Source organism: Lachnospira sp. CLA-JM-H23, assembly GCF_040096425.1.
Classification (GTDB): Bacteria; Bacillota; Clostridia; order Lachnospirales; family Lachnospiraceae; genus Lachnospira; species Lachnospira rogosae.
In genome coordinates this window covers 281,830-299,379 of sequence record NZ_JBBMET010000001.1, presented here as the reverse complement: position 1 = coordinate 299,379, position 17,550 = coordinate 281,830, and the positions used below count along the sequence as shown (strand labels likewise).

The following is a 17,550-nucleotide window of genomic DNA, read 5'->3' as shown; positions in this document are numbered from 1 at the left end:
TTACACAACAAAACACGGATATCCGCCATATCCAATCCTGAGATTGAACTACAGCATAATACCCGTGTCCTATTCTACTTATCTAATCAGAAGATTTTATTATTAATTATTATTCCTGAATAGCCTTAAATGCCTCATCAAGGTCTTCGATAATATCATCAATATTCTCTGTACCGATTGAAAGTCTGATTGTGTTAGGTTTAATTCCCTGGTCGAGAAGTTCTGCTTCGTTGCACTCTGAATGAGTTGTGCTTGCTGGATGTATAGCAAGTGACTTAACATCAGCTACATTTGCAAGAAGTGAGAATAACTCAAGGTTATCGATGAACTTCTGTGCTTCTGCTGCTCCACCCTTGATTTCAAATGTGAAGATAGAACCACCACCGTTAGGGAAGTACTTCTTGTAAAGTTCCTGCTGCTCAGCATTAGTTGAGATAGATGGATGGTTAACCTTTTCTACTAATGGCTGATTCTTTAAGTACTGAACTACCTTTAATGCATTCTCAACGTGTCTTTCTACACGAAGTGATAATGTTTCAAGTCCCTGAAGGAAAATGAATGAATGTATAGGTGAAATTGTAGCACCTGTATCACGAAGAAGGATAGCTCTGATGTATGTAACAAATGCTGCTGGAGCTGTATCCTTTGCAAAGCTTACGCCGTGATATGATACATTTGGCTCTACTAACCATGGGAACTTATCTGCCGCTGCAACCCAGTCAAACTTACCGCTGTCTACGATTACACCACCAAGTGTTGTACCGTGTCCACCGATGAACTTAGTTGCTGAATGAACTACGATATCAGCACCATATTCGATAGGTCTTACAAGGTAAGGTGTTGCAAATGTATTATCAACTACAAGCGGAATGTTGTGTGCGTGTGCAATCTTAGCTATTCTTTCAATATCTACTACTTCTGAGTTAGGATTGCCAAGTGTTTCAATCTGTACTGCCTTTGTGTTAGGTCTGATAGCTGCTTCGATAGCATCATAATCAAATGGATCTACGAATGTAGCTTCAATTCCGTAATCTGGAAATGTATGTGCTAAAAGGTTGTATGTACCACCATAAATATTCTTAGCTGCTACGATATGGTCACCTGCGTGTGCAAGTGCCTGGAAAGCATATGCAAGTGCTGCTGCTCCTGAACCAACTGCAAGTGCTGCTACACCACCTTCAAGTGCTGCAATTCTCTTTTCAAATACATCTTCTGTTGGGTTAGTAAGACGTCCGTAAATGTTACCTGCATCTTTAAGACCGAATCTGTCAGCAGCGTGCTGGCTGTTATGGAATACATATGATGATGTAAGGTAGATTGGAACTGCTCTTGCATCTGTAACTGGATCAGGCTGTTCCTGTCCTACATGTAACTGTAATGTTTCAAACTTAAGATTTCTGTCTTCGTAATGTTTCTTTGCCATAATAATATCCTCCATATCTATTGTCTAATAAGTCTTAGCATATAATTCATATATGTGTTTGTTATCGTTGTCATTATATTACAGCCATTAACCTACCAAGTCAATAGTAGATATTATTCCTAATAAATATAACCCATTATAGTTTTTACCTATAACCCAACACACAAAAAAGCGGCAGCCAAAAAGCCACCGCTAATTATTACAACCATCTCTCATTACACTACTCCAGCCAAACACCGCCCCCTCGTTAAATTAATAATCTCCCGATCGCATCCCGCCGTCTGTCGCACCCCAGTTGTGCAGGCGTGTTATATTACAAGCTGGGTGCTTTTGCAGCCGTCGGCACTTAGCGGCTGTCCTTTAGCCGCTTACGTGTCCGCTACGGCTGCAAGCAGTGCGAACGTGCCCAGCGGCAATAAACAGCCTTCACAACATCCGTCCGCCACACACCTCCTGGCAGAGCCATTGAAGATTATTAATTCAACGGACAAGTAATCCTGAACATCTCCTCTATTATATGATGAAGCAGCTGTGCCGTCTCACTATCCGCAAGTTTATAATATATCTCTTTACCTTCTCTTCTGCTTGTTATAAGCCCGCTCTTTTTCAACAGCTTAAGATGATGTGAAACCGCAGGGTCACTCATATTCATAGATGCCGCGATATTACTTACACATTCCTCGCAATGACATAAAAGCCATAATATCCTGATTCTGCTTCCATCACTTATCTGCTTGAATACTTCTGCCACTACTACACATTCATCTGTGTCTGGCATTCTTTCAAGAACTTTTTCAATATTCTGTCCGTGGTCGTGTGGAAGATTTACTTCTGACATTTCCCATTCCTCCTAATCTGCATACTGTAATCTGTCTGTCTTATTCGCAGGCTAATCTTTATATGAAAGACATCTTGTTGCATTAAGAACTGCAAGCACCATAACACCTACATCTGCAAATATAGCCATCCACATATTAGCAACACCTGCTGCACCAAGTGCAAGGCAGGCTATCTTTATTGCAAGTGCAAATACTATATTCTGGTGAACTATTCTTAATGTCTTTCTCGAAATATTCATTGCTGTAGCAATCTTTGCAGGGTCGTCATCCATAAGAACAATATCAGCCGCCTCAATTGCCGCATCTGAACCAAGTGCACCCATTGCTATACCAATATCTGCTCTTGAAAGTACTGGCGCATCATTAATTCCATCACCGACAAACGCAAGCATTTCATCTTTACCCTTGCTGTTAAGAAGCTTCTCAACCTCAATAACTTTATCTGCCGGCAAAAGCTCACTCTTAACTTCATCAACACCAAGCTTTCCTGCAACCTGTTCTGCAACTTTCTTAGCATCGCCTGTAAGCATAATAACCTTTTTAACGCCCGCTTTCTTAAGTGCTGCAATCGCCTGTTGTGATGTAGGCTTGATAACATCTGATATTACAATACAACCAGCATATATGCCACCGATAGCTACATATACAAGTGTGCCAAGAGCATTTTCTATGCTATCTTTCCCAGCACTGCTGTCAATGTTGTACTTATTCATAAGCTTTAAGTTACCAGCTAATACTTCTTTACCGCCTATATCAGCTTTTACGCCGTGTCCGCTTATCTCCTCTATATCTGTAACCTGTCCGGTTTCAACTTCCATACCATAAGCCTCACGTATACTCTTACTGATTGGGTGGCTTGAATAGCTTTCTGCATATGCTGCCGATTTAATAATATCTTCCTTAGTAAATCCATTGGCAGTTATAACATCTGTAACTTCAAATACACCTTTAGTAAGTGTTCCTGTCTTATCGCATACAACATATTTGGCTTTAGATAAATTCTCAAGATAGTTAGAACCTTTGATAAGGATACCTCTAGAAGAAGCTCCACCTATTCCACCAAAGAAGCTGAGAGGAATAGATATTACAAGGGCACAAGGGCAGCTTATAACAAGTGTTGTAAGAGCTCTTATAAGCCATTTTGACCATTCAGCAGGATTGCCCATAATAAGACTTACTACTGGTGGAATAACCGCAAGCACCAAAGCTCCTATACATACCGCTGGTGTATACACCTTTGAAAATCTTGTGATAAAATTCTCTGAACGGGATTTTTTCATACTTGAATTCTCAACAAGATCCAATATCTTAGATACTGTAGACTCGCCAAATTCTTTAGTTGTCTCTATCTTTAAAAGGCCTGTCAGATTGACACAGCCGCTTATTACCTCATCTTTGACCTTTACACTTCTTGGAAGGCTCTCACCTGTAAGTGCACTTGTGTTAAGTGTAGATTCACCACTTACAACAATGCCATCGATTGGGATTTTCTCACCAGGTTTTACTACTATTATTGTCCCGATTTCCACATCATCCGGATCAACCTGTTCTAACCCACCTTCCTGCTCGATATTTGCATAGTCAGGCCTTATATCCATAAGCGCTGTGATATTCTTTCTGCTCTTGCCGACAGCGTAACTCTGAAAAAGCTCACCTATCTGGTAGAAAAGCATAACTGCTGCACCTTCTACATATTCACCAAGTGCTATTGCACCGACAGTAGCTATTGCCATAAGAAAATTCTCATCAAATACTTCACCATGGAATATTCCGTGAACAGCCTTCTTTAAAATATCATATCCTATTACAAGATATGGAATAAGGAAAAGCACCAGTTCCACATATTTATTAACAGGAGCAAGATAGCATATAAGCTTAAATGCTACTAAAAGAACGGCTGATATAATAATTCTTATTAATACTTTTTTCTGCTTCTTAGTCATATTATCCTCCATTCCTGCGAAGCATTCTCCTAATTAACATTAACTAATTATTAATTAAAGAAATATCTCGCAATCAGATTCAACCTTCTTACAGTTCTTTAATACGTCCTGCATTACAGAAGCCACATCTGCTCCCTCATCGAATTCAACCTTCATCTTCTGTGTCATAAAAGAAACTGTTGCATCTTTAACACCTGCTGTCTTCTTAGCTGCATCTTCCATCTTTAATGCACAGTTAGCACAATCAACCTCAATACCATATGTTTTCTTCATAACAAACCACCTTTCTGTGTCTTAACCGACACTGCAGACCTGTTATCCAGCCCGCTTTGCTTATAAATTTAATATTATGTGAAGCACTTATATATTATGCTTTACTTCATATAAACATTTAAACAAATGTTTAATTGTTTGTCAATAGCTTTTACTTATTTTCCAATAAGTTATTGTTACAATTTTCTCAATAAGTTATTGTTTAATTTTTCTCAATCAGCTATTTTACTCCAAATTTATCTACAAAAAAACCTGACAAGATTATCCAATGTAATCCTGTCAGGCTTCTGATATTTCTCATAATTCTGAATTATTATATTGATAATTAATTATAACTGTAAATCTTCGTAATCTTCTGGAAGAAATCTATGATATATAATATGACATCCTTCATCTTTAAAGCAGTAATAATATCTGTCATCAGCTTTATCTGCAAACTTTATAAGAACATCAAACTCACCATCTTTGATATACTCAATAATAACTCCATCATAACTGTCATTAAAAAATTCAATTATATCTTTCATAGATGTACTATGGCTTCTAATAAGATCAACAAGCTTTCTTATAAACTCATTCTCGTCAGTATTATTGTGAATATATTCCACTCCATTTTCATTAATCTCAAAGCAGAACCTGTCTTTTTTATTACTGAATGTGACACCGCCAAGAATATCAGTATATTGCCTGAAATCCTCATCATCGCCTTCAAGAAGCTTTACCATATCACTATAGCTTGTATCCCTAACATCGCACCCAAACATATGACATAATGAGCTTAAAGGATAATATAATCTTATATTCTCTTTTCTGTAACCAAGCTTAGCTTCTTCTTCCCTGATTAAATCAATAAGATTGTGCTGTAAATTATCATATCCATTGATAATATTATTCTTCATCCTCTATTTCTTCCTCGCCATCGTGAACATCTTTCTTAGGCTCTTTAAGACCAGGAATATCAACATTATGCTTCTTGCAATAATCCCAGAGAGCTGCGTGGATTGATTCCTCAGCAAGAAGCGAACAGTGTACCTTTACTGGTGGAAGTCCATCAAGTGCTTCCATAACTGCCTTGTTAGTTACTTCCATAGCTTCGTATATTGTCTTGCCAATAACCATATCTGTAGCCATACTGCTTGTTGCAATAGCTGCACCACAGCCAAATGTCTTGAACTTGCAATCCTTGATTATCTTAGTATCCTCATCTATATCAAGATATATTCTCATAATATCTCCGCACTTAGCGTTACCAACTGTACCGACACCACTTGCATTCTCTATCTCACCTACATTATGAGGATTGCTGAAATGCTCTATAACTTTATCTGAATACTGCATATTCTAATATCTCCTTTACTAACCTTTGTACCTTAACGACAAAATAAGGCATTTTAAAATTCATATCATTATTGTATGTTTTACCATTTTTCGTACAATATGTCAACCATACAAATGAATACGCAGGCGAAAACATATTTCACCTGCATATTTAACCTATTCATCAAATAATATTAATTATATTATCTCTTCTTTAACCCGTTACCGCTGAATTTCTTTATCTGTGTAACAAGCTCTGCGGATACATTAGCAATCTTATCTGTAGAACCTTTACACTGTTCCATAACCTGCTCAAGATTATTCATATTCTCCTTGGTAATCTGTCCACTGCTTGCATTTTCTTCTGCAAACTGTGCAAGATTATCAACACCATAAGCTATTGTGTTCTTATGCTGCTCTAAGTCAGAGGCTTCTGCCGCTATGCCGCTTACAGCACTTCCAACTCTGTTAATCTCTGAATTAAGAGTTGCAAATATAGCTTCTGTATCTTTAATCTTGGCATCCTGCTTTTCAAATGCTTCCGATACCTTCTTAGCTGTTTCCACACTGATATTAGAATTCTCAATAAGTCCATTGACAATCTGGTTAATATGCTCTGTAGACTCTCTTGACTGATCTGCAAGCTCTCTTATCTGCTCTGCTACAACTGCGAAGCCCTTGCCATTCTCACCTGCTCTTGCCGCCTCAATACTTGCGTTAAGAGCCAGAAGGTTAGTCTGGTTAGATATACCGGCAATAATCTCAGTTACCTTTCTAATCTCCTGGGCTGAGGCATTAGTACGCTCTGTTTCATTACTTACCTCGTCCATAGCGTGTCCGCTTTCTTCACTTATTGTAATAAGCTCTTTCATAATATCAGCAGCTCTGTTGTTACACTCATTAAGTGTATCTATGCTTTCCTTAAGCCCTTCAATATTAGTCTGTATATTATCAACAGCCTTGCTTATTGAGTCAGTCTTTACCTTAATATCGGCTACCTTATCAGCCTGTACTGTAGTATTATCTGTAATTGTTGTTACCGCTGCATTGGTGCTGTCGGCAACTGTGTGCATTGTATCAAACATTGCAACAAATTCTTCTGAAACCTGTTCAAGTTCAACTGTAGCATTTCTTATTGCAGCAACTGTTCCTGTAATACCCTCAAATGCAACTGTTACATTGCGGACGATTTCTCCAACTTCATCATTTCTTGCTGAAACCTTCTTAATCTTTTCAGCAGTCTTATCATCACTTGATGCAGTACCTGCTATTGCTCCCCTTAATAGAACAACTATGCTTCTTAAAATATTAAGAATTAACACAACAAATATCGCAAATACAACTGTAATTAATACAAAAGCAGTCAATACATTAATAATATTCTTATTAAGCAATATAAATATTATAATCATAACGATTAATATTTGTGCTATAAAAGCTGCTGCCGCAAGTATAAGCTTTTTTATAAAATTATTATCTTTCATTATATTAGTGCCTCCTTTTCTAATGCAGAGCCTCTCCTAACCCTGTATCACTATATTTTAGATATTATACACTGATTTTTGACAAAATGCACTATATCAACCTCTAAAATCAACCATTTTCTTTACGTTGCATAAATATTCACATCTCATTAAGACCCATGATACACTACATAAATCTTTCATCGAATTCATTTGCCGGATAAGGCTTTCCAAATAAATATCCCTGTATATAGTCGGGATTTATTCTTCTTAACTCATCAAGCTCCTCCGGTGTCTCTACACCTTCTATACATAATGAAAGTGACAGACTGTGTGTCATCTGAATTATATATGTAAGCAATTCATAATCATAATGGTTCTTAAGAGCTTTTACTGTAAATGAACGGTCAATCTTAATGTAATCCGGCTTTAAATCACTAAGGCAATGCAGATTAGAATATCCTGTACCAAAATCATCAAGAACAACCACAACACCATTATCCTTAAGCTTTGACCACAATTCATTAAAATGTGGATTGGAGTCTAAATAACCACTCTCTGTAAGCTCTATTCCTATATTATATGGCTTTATTCCGTTGTCATTAATAGCTGCCATAATATCTGTTAACACATCACTTTTAATGACCTGAATATATGATACATTGACATTTATGCGGAAACTTTCTATCTGCTTAGTCCATATAGCACATTGTCTGGCTGACTGCTCTAATATCCATTTGCCTACCGGTATAATAAGTCCGCTTTCTTCTAACAGCGGAATGAACTCAACCGGTGATATAAATTGTGGGCTTCCACCATCTGGGTCAGGCATGAAAAATCTCATAAGTGCTTCTGCACCTATAAGCCTGTAAGTCTTTGTATCAACTATAGGCTGGTAATATACTTCAAAACCTGCAAAATCATCATCTACGGCATTATGAAGTGCTGTATTAATAACCATTCTTCTATTGTAATGCTCAAAATCTTCATTCCTATATATATAATATGTATTCTTTCCACTGTCCTTCGCCTGCTTTAAGGCAAATTCTGACAATTTTATATATGAATCATCCTCATCTTTTATGTGTGATGCATCAATAACTCCCGCAGATAATGTATACATTATTTTGTAATTATTGTCCTCTATAAATTTATTGACATTCTTTTTACAATTCATATAGATTTTAATCGCTTCTGTTATATTGCTGCCGCTAAAATCAACAATCATAAACTCATCTGATACAAGCTTAAAAAGTTTCTGATTAGAATTAAGGGTATTTGCTATGCAATCTGCCGTCTTCTTTAATATGTAGTCTCCGTAAGCCATACCATAATTGGTATTAATGGCACTGAAATTATCTATTCCTATCCTTATTATAAAACCTTTTGGTGTTAAAGTCGCATATGCTTCCCTGATATAATCAGCAAGTCCCACATCCCCTAACAGACCACTGACGTTATCTGCCTCAGGCTTAACACCAATCTCATTAATACAGCCCATAAGATAATGTGGTCTTCCATCTTTAAACAGCACGCTTCCCCTGCAATTAATCCATATTGGATTGTGGTTCTTATCTAACCAGCGGTATTTCATATTATGAAATACTTTCTTGCCATCCTTTATATCCTGAAGTTCCTTACTAAGCATTTCGTAATCATCTTCATATACGAACTCTTTATGCTTTGCCGCTGCATCGTAGAATTTGTCTTCTGGAAGAATAAACCTTTCCACAGCATGTTCCGAAATCACATAATAATCATCTATCAAATCATACACATAAATATAATCATTCATACACGGATTTAATATCGCAATTGCTTTTTCTATCTGTTCTCTTGATATCTGCAACACATTATCAATCATATACCCACGTCCTTTCGCTTATTATATTGATAGTACATTTTTGATAATTAAATGTCAATAAATGTATCTATAAAGCCGAATAATTTGTTTAACCATCTATTATTTATGCAAATTTTCAATTGGCAAGTTTAATTAAATGTGTTAGAATTTATACAATCTATGTTATGTATGAATACGGATATATTAACACAATTATACATATGGAGTTATATTATTATATTGCTGCATCACATATCAATTATTATAATTATATATGTACAGCCATATTATATGAATATAACTATATAAAACATTGTTCATATCACTATATCATAGATAAAGTTATGCAGAATAATATATATAACACACCATGATATATATTACTTTATGTACTTTAACATAGGAAACGAGGTTTAAGTATGAGCGAAATTGTTGAATATACTTTTGAAGAATTAAAGAAAGAAATGGAGCTGCTATCACCACTATATGATGTAGTGCGACTTGTCAATCCATTCAAATGTGAGATTATTGATATTAATGATACTTGTCTTACACCATCTGATACACCGATTTCCTGTTATGACTCTTGGAAATGTATATTTCAATGTATTAACTGCACTTCTGCAAGAACACTTCTTACCGGTAATATACAATCCAAACTTGATGTAAGCGATGATACTGTATACCATGTCACTTCGCGGCCAGTAAGAGTCAATAACTCCCTGCTTGTTCTTGAAACCGTCCAGCATTTCTCATACACTTACCGACAGCTTGAAGCCGGCAATACTAACAACGCTTTAATATCTCTGATACAAAATGCCAACAGGAGCCTTCTGCTTGACGAGGAAACTGGTGCTTACAACCGTTCTTATCTTTCAGAACATCTTCCTTATGAATTATATAAGGCAGAGAATAACCACCAGTCTAATGCAGCATTTGTAAAGATTACTAATCTTGCTGACACAATAGCCGAATATGGTGATATCGCTTCTAATGGAATTGTATGCTGTCTGTACAATTTAATTACACATACTTTTAAAGATATATCTGATGGCGAATTGATGCTTGTTCGCTACGACAAAGATTTATTCTTTATATTAGACACTAATCTTAAGTACACAGATTTTGAAAATAGAATTAATAATCTTATAGCCGCAGCCATTCCAGAACATATTCTATTCAAAAGTAATAAGATACCTTTTGAGATTTCAACAGCCTGTATTAATCTTGCTGATGAAAATATTAATACTCAAGATGAATTAATTAATACACTAAATAATAGATTAAATAATTAACAACTAACAAGTATTACTAAACATTAATAAGGAGGATTTAATTATGAGTAATGTTACAATTTCTGAATCAATTAAATATATAGGAGCTGATGATACTACTTTGGATTTATTTGAAAGCCAATATATCATTCCTAACGGCATTTCCTATAATTCATATGTAATTCTTGATGAAAAGGTAGCCGTTATGGATACAATAGATGCAAGAAAGTCAGAGGAATGGTTTAATAACCTTTCTAATGTTCTTGCCGGAAGAAATGTTGATTACATTGTAATCTCACATCTTGAACCTGACCACGCCGCTAATATCAAAGCACTTTCAGACAAATATCCAGATGCTAAGCTTGTACTTAGTGCTAAAGCAAAAGCTATGCTTCCTCAGTTCTTTGCTATTGATAATCTTGATGACAAATGCATTACAGTTGCAGAGGGACAGGAATTATCATTAGGAACTCACAACCTGAAATTCATTATGGCTCCTATGGTTCACTGGCCAGAGGTTATGCTTGAATATGAAACAACTGAAAAAGTACTCTTCTCTGCTGATGCTTTCGGCAAATTTGGTGCATTAAGTGCTTCTGAGGACTGGACTTGCGAAGCAAGAAGATACTATTTTAATATAGTAGGAAAATATGGTGCACCTGTACAGACTTTACTCAAGAAAGCCGCCGCACTTGATATCAGGACTATATGCCCTCTGCATGGCCCTGTACTTAAAGAGAACCTTGAATTCTACATTGGAAAATATCTTACATGGAGCAGTTACGAACCTGAAGATGATGGAGTACTTGTAGCCTGTGCTTCTATCCACGGCAATACTAAGACAGCCGCTGAAAAGATGGTTAATATCCTTAAAGAACAGGGATATAACAAAGTTGCATTTACCGACCTTACAAGAGATGATATGGCAGAAGCCATTGAAGATGCTTTCAGATACAGCAGGCTTATTGTTGCTGCAGCATCCTATGATGGTGGTGTATTCCCACCTATGGAAGACTTCCTTAGCCGTCTTTCCCACAAAGCTTACCAGAACCGTAAAGTCGGAATCATCGAAAATGGTTCGTGGGCACCTACTGCCGGCAAATGTATTAAGACAGCATTTGAGGGAATGAAGAACATAACTATATGTGGCGATACAGTAACTATCAAGTCTACTATGAAAGATGAAGATATTGCCAATATGTACAAGCTGGCAGAAGCCATTAAGTAATATATGATGCTAATATAATAACAGCCGGTTAATGATAGCTATTTAATCTATCATTATACCGGCTGTTTTATGTTATAGCTGTTTAATTACCTGTTAATTCTGTTCTTCTTCACATCAGCAACTACAAGTCCTGCAACTAATACTGCAGCCATTAATGTTTCAAGAACATATAAGAATACTCTTGTTGTATCTCCTGTTGCAGCTGAATCCTTTGCTGTATCAGCCACATCTGCTACCTGTCCATTATTATCTGCTGTATCCGGGTCAACAGCCTTTATTACTTCTGCTGTATCCTGTGATAAGAAGTATAATGAGCAGTGGGTAATTGTATACTCAACATATCCGTCCTTAACAACGAGCCCCTTATTAACACCGCCTACTGATTCAACTCTGTTCTGTTCTTCATTGAAGTAGTAGAGGTATACTATATCTCCATCCTTATATTTGTTACCAACATATGTCTTGATTGTAGCTGGTCCAGGTAATGCTCCGTGATGACTGAATGAAAGATACATAAGATCATCACGTCCTGTAATTTCCTTAACCTCATTTTCTCTATCTGTATCGAATGAAATTGTTAAATCAATATCCATATCTGGCTGTGTAATTGTATCACTGTTGAACTTCCACTGATACTGGAGTCTGTTATTCTCATCTGTTACACCAACTGTAATGTCTTTCTGGTTTTCCTTCATCTTAGAGAATACATTAGAGCTGAGTGTAGGAGCTGCTTTGGCACTTACAATGCTTACCTCTGAAAGAGATGAATTAGTTAAACGCTCTGTAAGTTCGTTGTTTACATTTTCTACATTAGTAAGCTTATCCGCAGAGATAACTTCTGCTTCAACATTCTTGCCTGTTGTATCGCCATTATCAGATGGCTGCTCTGGCTGAGCAGGATGTTCTGGCTGGCTTGGCTGCTCTGGCTCACTTGGCTGTTCTGGTTCGCTTGGTGTGTCACTAGGTGTACTTGGTGTGTCACTAGGTGTACTTGGTGTATCACCTGGTGTTGAGTAATCTGCCGAGCGAACTAAAGCATATGTATTCTTTTCTACAACGATAGTTCTGCTTGGAACTAAAGATCCGCTTCTCACTAATTTACCATCTACTAATGAAAGCTTTACATAAGTCTGTTCATTATCAAACTTAGCATTTAATACAGTTGGATCAGTAAATCTATATGTAAATCCATCTGCTAATGCACTGCTTGCTGATACATATCTTACTGCTAATGTTGGATCCATAACCTTTTCAAAATCAGCATTGTTTGATGTAATTTCAACTGCTGGTCTTTCTATAGTAACATCCTTAGCTTCAACATTTTCAAGCTTGTATGTTGAAGTTATAGCTGAACCTACACTTCTTCCGATGTTAGAATCATAGAAGTTAACTGTTATGCCTGCATCCTCAGCATTCTTAATCATATTAATTGTCTCAGCATCAAATGTAACCTTATCTGTGCATACATTAATTGATGATGATATATTTTTCTTAGCATTGTATTTAACGATATTCTTTATTGTCTGAACATCAGGATTAGCAATATATGAATATTTTGTACCATCATAATCTCCACCTGATACTGTTGCAGTCTTTATAAAGTTATCATTATCTAAAGATATTGTGAAGTATTCACTATTAGAATCACTTTCTGTAAAGCTCTTTGTATATCCGTATGTTCTCTGTACCACTGGAATACAGCTTCCATCATCTACAGCATATACGTTAAATCTTCCATCACCTGAATTGTAAAATGTGCTTCTAAAGCTTACGCCCTTAATTGATGGTATAGTTCCTACCTTATATACATATTCAGGTGTTCCGCCTGCAAATGTAGTTGATAATGTGCTTGCATCTTTACTTAATGTAATCTTAGGTATATCTACAGAAACAGCTTCATTATTAAGGAAATAGCCATCGAATTCAACAGTCATTCCAGATATCTTACTAGCTTTATCAAAAGCTGTCACAGAAATTCTACGTCTTGCTGATATAAGCTTTTCTGCTGCTTCTTTTGATAAGCTAATCTTATCACCTGCATAGTATGCACTGCTATAATATGTATAACCATTATTATTTGAAATAATACCATTTACTACATCATCATTGAATACATTATAGCAGTCATAATCTGTATAGCTGCCATACTTGTTAGTTACTTTTTCAGTATCCATTAACGAATCCTTGCTGTCAGCAACAAAGAAACGAATCTGTCCTGCATTGTTATTGCTATAACTTACAGATGATGAACCTGAATATAGATATTATTAACACATATTATGTGGCAATCATAATGTAACTATCCTTAAAATGTCACTTTCTTAAATATATGCACGAAATATGTTATCTCTGCGGCAGCTGTAATTATCCACGAACATGGATATAACAGGAACAATGATGGTATAGTGTGGAAATGTGCAAATATTGTATACACCCATGCTACTCTGAACACACACGAACCTATAATAACCACTATTGTTGGAACTATAGTCTTGCCAAGTCCTCTTGATGCCGCTATCGTACAATCCATAAATGAGGATACAGCATACGATAAGCCCATAATCATAATCCTCTGCATACCTGCATCTATAACTTCTGGCTCACTTGTAAATAATGACAGGAACTGTCTTCCAAATATTATAAGAAGTCCTCCAAGTATCGCCGCCGCTAAGAAAGCATAAGCCATACTTATAAGGTAGCTTTTTAACATTCGTTTCTTGTTACACGCTCCCATATTCTGTCCCATAAAGCTTGAGCATGCAGTATAAAAAGCCATCATAACATTATATATAAGCATATCTGCATTAGCGGCGGCGGCATTTCCTGACACCATAACCGCACTGAATGAATTAACACCTGTCTGGATAAATAGATTAGCCATAGCAAATATAGCATTCTGGATACCTGCTGGAATTCCAAGCATAAGTATTACCTTTGACACACCTGGATAAAGCTTTAATTCTCTTACTCTTAACCGGCATCTGTCTGTGTCACTTCTTCTTAACAGATTAACCACTACAAATATTGCTGATATGTACTGGGCTGTTATACTAGCAAATGCGACACCATCCTCAGCCATACCTATCCCTATAACAAGTATAAGGTTAAGGCATACATTCACAACGCCTGCAAACGTAAGATATATAAGAGGCTTCTTAGTATCTCCGCTCGCACTCATAACCGCATTACCAAAGTTATATATAGCCATCGCCGGCATACCAAGTGCGTATATTCTAAAATAAAGTACCGCCCCATCTATAAGCTCTGTCTTAGTATTCATAAGTGACAGGAAGAATTCAGCACCCAATATACAAAGAACCAGCGCTGTAAGTCCTACAATAAGACAGAGAAGAAATGATGTATGAATAGTCTTTCGTACATTTTCTTTCTGACCTGCACCAAGCTGCTGTGCAACTCTTACATTCACACCACAGCCCATACCTATAAGAAATCCTGTAAATAATGTTACAAGCAATGATGTAGAGCCAACTGCTCCAAGTGCCTCGTAACTTGAAAATTTACCAACAACTGCCACATCTGACATATTAAACAGAACTTCCAAAATCTGTGCCAGCATAAGTGGAATACTGAACTTTAGTATTTTAACCGGTATCGAACCTGTAGTCATATCCATACCGCTTAGTGCTTTTGTATTATCGTTACCCATATATACCTCGATATTCTTTATTTTATTAAGCAAATCAAGCCCTTCAGACGGATACTGACTATAACACATTTATAATTCTTTTTCAATAAATAATTATATGCTTTAATTAGTAATTTTTATGTAGTTTTATTAAATATTTTGTCGTATAATGCTTTTTAGTACCAAAGGCCTACTGGCTAAGAATTGAGGTTATATATGTTTAATTTTAAATCATCTGATAATAAGACAACAATACAGGCAGCTGTATGGAAAGCTGAAAGCAAACCAATCGGCGTAATACAGCTTGTACACGGAATAACAGAATATATGGGAAGATATGACAAAGTTGCCCAGTATTTTACAAGCAAAGGATACGTTGTATGCGGTATTGACATTATAGGACACGGCCACTCACTACAGAATGGCAGCAGGAAAGCATATCTTGGCAAGAAAGGAAGCTGGGAATATGTGGTTAAAGACGTTCATACCTGCTACACCGAAATGAAGAAACGCTACCCTAAACTTCCTTATTATATTGTTGGTTTCTCTATGGGCTCATTCATCGTAAGGGATATGCTTTTATCTCCTCACTTAAGGACTAAGATTGACGGATGTTTCCTTATCGGAACTGGTTCTCAGCCACGTTTTATTCTCAAAGCAATAAGAAGTTATATCGACCACGCCTGTATGCAGGCTAACGGACAGAATTGCAGTCCGCTTATACAGTTCATTGCATTTGGAATGTACAATAATAAGATTAAAAATGCTACATCGCGTGCAGACTGGCTTCTCTATAATGAAGAAGAACGTGATAAATATCTTAACGACCCTCATATTCCAGCACAGATTACAGCAAGCCTTATGTATGAACTATTATCAGGAATGATTAACTGTGTATCTAAAAAGGCTAAGACAGCAAGCTTGGCACCTGTATATATTCTTAGCGGCAGTGATGATGCTGTAAGTGAATATGGAAAAAATATTAAAACTACCGTAAATTTAATGACTAAACAGGGATTTAATATAAAAGATATCGTGATATTTAATAATATGCGCCACGATATTTTACACGAAAAAGATAACATCAAGGTTCTTGATTATATATATGAAGCTATAACGCACTAAATAACTAGATATAATAGATACAATAAATATATATAATAAATACATATTGTATAAATATACGCAGTAATATCTATAGCAATATATTAGATATATAATAAATGTATATTGTGTTAAATATATTTAGTAATATTTATAGCAAACACATAATAAGTATACAATAAATACATATTATATAAATATACACAGCCAGGCTATACATATATAAATGCCAGCAGGCAGTACATACCTTTTATCTAAGGTACTGTACTGCCTGTGTTGCTGCCATAGCACCATCTGCTGCGGCTGTTATTACTTGTCTTAATATTTTCGTTCTGACATCACCTGCCACGAATAAACCTCTGGCTGATGTAACACAATCTTCACCTGCTATTACATATCCTGAATTATCAAGTTCTGCAATACCCTTAAGAAGCTCTGTCTGTGGGCTCATTCCAACGGCAACAAATAATCCATTAACGTCAATGCCTGTATCATTATCAAGTATTATCCTCTCAAGATTATTACTGCCTTCCACTTTCTTTACTGTTCTGTTAGTGCATATGTGCACATTCGTACGTTCCTTTAACTTTGCAAGAAGTGAAGCCGCTCCACGGAATTCTTCCCTTCTGTGTATAATATATACGTTGGCACATATATCTGAAAGATAAAGTGCATCAGAAAGTGCTGTGTCACCGCCACCTACTACTGCGACATCTTTATCCTTATAAAATGCTCCGTCACATACGGCACAATATGATATTCCTTTGCCTGTATACTGTTCTTCATTCTCTGCCTGTAACTTTTTATGGCTACAGCCAGCCGCATATATTACGCATCGGGCTTTCCTAGTGCTTCCGTCTGATAAATCTAATTCCCATATGTCATCAACAGGGGTAAGTCTGGTAACATTATTATCTTCTATTGTTACTCCAAGCGAAAGTGCGTGTTCCCTGAAACTTTCGCCCAGGTCATAACCGCTTATTGCTGGAATACCAAGATAATTGTCTACTTTACTGCTGTCAGCTATCTGTCCTGTTCCCATAAATTCTTTCTCTATAACAGTAACTGATAATCCAGCCCTGACAACATATATAGCAGCAGATAGTCCTGCCGGACCACTTCCTATAATAATAACATCTGAAATATCCGTTAGATTACTCATAATAAATCTCCATTCCTATCGCACTGAACTACTAT

At 36.4% G+C, this 17,550-nt stretch carries 14 protein-coding genes; 3 read left to right on the top strand and 11 right to left on the bottom strand.

What is annotated here, in order from left to right:
• Positions 1-109: 109 nt before the first annotated feature.
• The 8 genes from WMO42_RS01365 to WMO42_RS01330 all read right to left on the bottom strand — a co-directional run bounded on the left by WMO42_RS01365 (position 110) and on the right by WMO42_RS01330 (position 9,122).
• On the bottom strand, positions 110-1,423 hold the full coding sequence (locus tag WMO42_RS01365; RefSeq protein WP_055306462.1) for an O-acetylhomoserine aminocarboxypropyltransferase/cysteine synthase family protein: 1,314 nt from the start codon (positions 1,421-1,423) through the stop codon (positions 110-112).
• Between the two features lie 475 nt (positions 1,424-1,898).
• Positions 1,899-2,261, bottom strand: coding sequence for a metalloregulator ArsR/SmtB family transcription factor (locus WMO42_RS01360; RefSeq protein ID WP_349191380.1), 363 nt, complete (start codon positions 2,259-2,261; stop codon positions 1,899-1,901).
• 51 nt (positions 2,262-2,312) lie between these two features.
• Positions 2,313-4,205, bottom strand: coding sequence for a heavy metal translocating P-type ATPase (locus tag WMO42_RS01355; RefSeq protein ID WP_055175411.1), 1,893 nt, complete (start codon positions 4,203-4,205; stop codon positions 2,313-2,315).
• Positions 4,206-4,259: 54 nt separating this feature from the next.
• Positions 4,260-4,478 carry a cation transporter gene (locus tag WMO42_RS01350; protein WP_055306460.1) on the bottom strand — a complete coding sequence of 73 codons (219 nt, stop codon included), beginning with the start codon at positions 4,476-4,478 and terminating at the stop codon, positions 4,260-4,262.
• 329 nt (positions 4,479-4,807) lie between these two features.
• Positions 4,808-5,377 (bottom strand): DUF3877 family protein, encoded by a 570-nt coding sequence (locus WMO42_RS01345; RefSeq protein WP_349171849.1) that lies wholly within the window; start codon positions 5,375-5,377, stop codon positions 4,808-4,810.
• Positions 5,367-5,816 carry a Fe-S cluster assembly scaffold protein NifU gene (gene nifU, locus WMO42_RS01340; RefSeq protein ID WP_022502820.1) on the bottom strand — a complete coding sequence of 150 codons (450 nt, stop codon included), beginning with the start codon at positions 5,814-5,816 and terminating at the stop codon, positions 5,367-5,369. The genes WMO42_RS01345 and nifU overlap by 11 nt, the downstream gene beginning before the upstream one ends.
• A gap of 182 nt (positions 5,817-5,998) precedes the next feature.
• Positions 5,999-7,279, bottom strand: coding sequence for a methyl-accepting chemotaxis protein (locus WMO42_RS01335; RefSeq protein WP_055175420.1), 1,281 nt, complete (start codon positions 7,277-7,279; stop codon positions 5,999-6,001).
• Between the two features lie 166 nt (positions 7,280-7,445).
• The gene (locus WMO42_RS01330) at positions 7,446-9,122 is read right to left on the bottom strand and encodes a GGDEF and EAL domain-containing protein (RefSeq protein WP_055175423.1); all 1,677 of its coding nucleotides are present in this window, start codon (positions 9,120-9,122) and stop codon (positions 7,446-7,448) included.
• A gap of 398 nt (positions 9,123-9,520) precedes the next feature.
• Between WMO42_RS01330 and WMO42_RS01325 the strand changes: the two genes are divergently transcribed.
• Together WMO42_RS01325 and WMO42_RS01320 are read left to right on the top strand one after the other, a co-directional pair.
• The gene (locus WMO42_RS01325; RefSeq protein ID WP_349153701.1) at positions 9,521-10,396 is read left to right on the top strand and encodes a diguanylate cyclase; all 876 of its coding nucleotides are present in this window, start codon (positions 9,521-9,523) and stop codon (positions 10,394-10,396) included.
• A 43-nt stretch (positions 10,397-10,439) separates the two neighbouring features.
• A complete protein-coding gene (locus WMO42_RS01320) occupies positions 10,440-11,603 on the top strand; it encodes an MBL fold metallo-hydrolase (RefSeq protein ID WP_349191379.1) in 1,164 nt (387 codons plus the stop codon).
• A gap of 86 nt (positions 11,604-11,689) precedes the next feature.
• On the opposite strand, the gene WMO42_RS01315 is transcribed toward WMO42_RS01320, so the two are convergent.
• Together WMO42_RS01315 and WMO42_RS01310 are read right to left on the bottom strand one after the other, a co-directional pair.
• Entirely contained in the window at positions 11,690-13,777 is a 2,088-nt protein-coding gene (locus WMO42_RS01315) for a hypothetical protein (protein WP_349191378.1), read from the bottom strand.
• 131 nt (positions 13,778-13,908) lie between these two features.
• On the bottom strand, positions 13,909-15,303 hold the full coding sequence (locus WMO42_RS01310) for an MATE family efflux transporter (protein ID WP_318295555.1): 1,395 nt from the start codon (positions 15,301-15,303) through the stop codon (positions 13,909-13,911).
• A 162-nt stretch (positions 15,304-15,465) separates the two neighbouring features.
• On the opposite strand from WMO42_RS01310, the gene WMO42_RS01305 reads away from it, so the two are divergent.
• On the top strand, positions 15,466-16,374 hold the full coding sequence (locus WMO42_RS01305; RefSeq protein WP_090139515.1) for an alpha/beta fold hydrolase: 909 nt from the start codon (positions 15,466-15,468) through the stop codon (positions 16,372-16,374).
• Between the two features lie 229 nt (positions 16,375-16,603).
• On the opposite strand, the gene WMO42_RS01300 is transcribed toward WMO42_RS01305, so the two are convergent.
• Positions 16,604-17,515: an FAD-dependent oxidoreductase gene (locus tag WMO42_RS01300; protein ID WP_349191377.1), complete on the bottom strand. Its 912-nt coding sequence runs from the start codon at positions 17,513-17,515 to the stop codon at positions 16,604-16,606.
• Positions 17,516-17,550: the final 35 nt, after the last annotated feature.

Coding starts and splice junctions, on each gene's coding strand:
- WMO42_RS01360 (WP_349191380.1), bottom strand. CDS start 2,261: ATGTCAGAAGTAAATCTTCCACACGACCACGGACAGAATATTGAAAAA.
- WMO42_RS01320 (WP_349191379.1), top strand. CDS start 10,440: ATGAGTAATGTTACAATTTCTGAATCAATTAAATATATAGGAGCTGAT.
- WMO42_RS01315 (WP_349191378.1), bottom strand. CDS start 13,777: ATGGATACTGAAAAAGTAACTAACAAGTATGGCAGCTATACAGATTAT.
- WMO42_RS01345 (WP_349171849.1), bottom strand. CDS start 5,377: ATGAAGAATAATATTATCAATGGATATGATAATTTACAGCACAATCTT.
- WMO42_RS01325 (WP_349153701.1), top strand. CDS start 9,521: ATGAGCGAAATTGTTGAATATACTTTTGAAGAATTAAAGAAAGAAATG.
- WMO42_RS01330 (WP_055175423.1), bottom strand. CDS start 9,122: ATGATTGATAATGTGTTGCAGATATCAAGAGAACAGATAGAAAAAGCA.
- nifU (WP_022502820.1), bottom strand. CDS start 5,816: ATGCAGTATTCAGATAAAGTTATAGAGCATTTCAGCAATCCTCATAAT.
- WMO42_RS01355 (WP_055175411.1), bottom strand. CDS start 4,205: ATGACTAAGAAGCAGAAAAAAGTATTAATAAGAATTATTATATCAGCC.
- WMO42_RS01335 (WP_055175420.1), bottom strand. CDS start 7,279: ATGAAAGATAATAATTTTATAAAAAAGCTTATACTTGCGGCAGCAGCT.
- WMO42_RS01300 (WP_349191377.1), bottom strand. CDS start 17,515: ATGAGTAATCTAACGGATATTTCAGATGTTATTATTATAGGAAGTGGT.
- WMO42_RS01305 (WP_090139515.1), top strand. CDS start 15,466: ATGTTTAATTTTAAATCATCTGATAATAAGACAACAATACAGGCAGCT.
- WMO42_RS01365 (WP_055306462.1), bottom strand. CDS start 1,423: ATGGCAAAGAAACATTACGAAGACAGAAATCTTAAGTTTGAAACATTA.
- WMO42_RS01350 (WP_055306460.1), bottom strand. CDS start 4,478: ATGAAGAAAACATATGGTATTGAGGTTGATTGTGCTAACTGTGCATTA.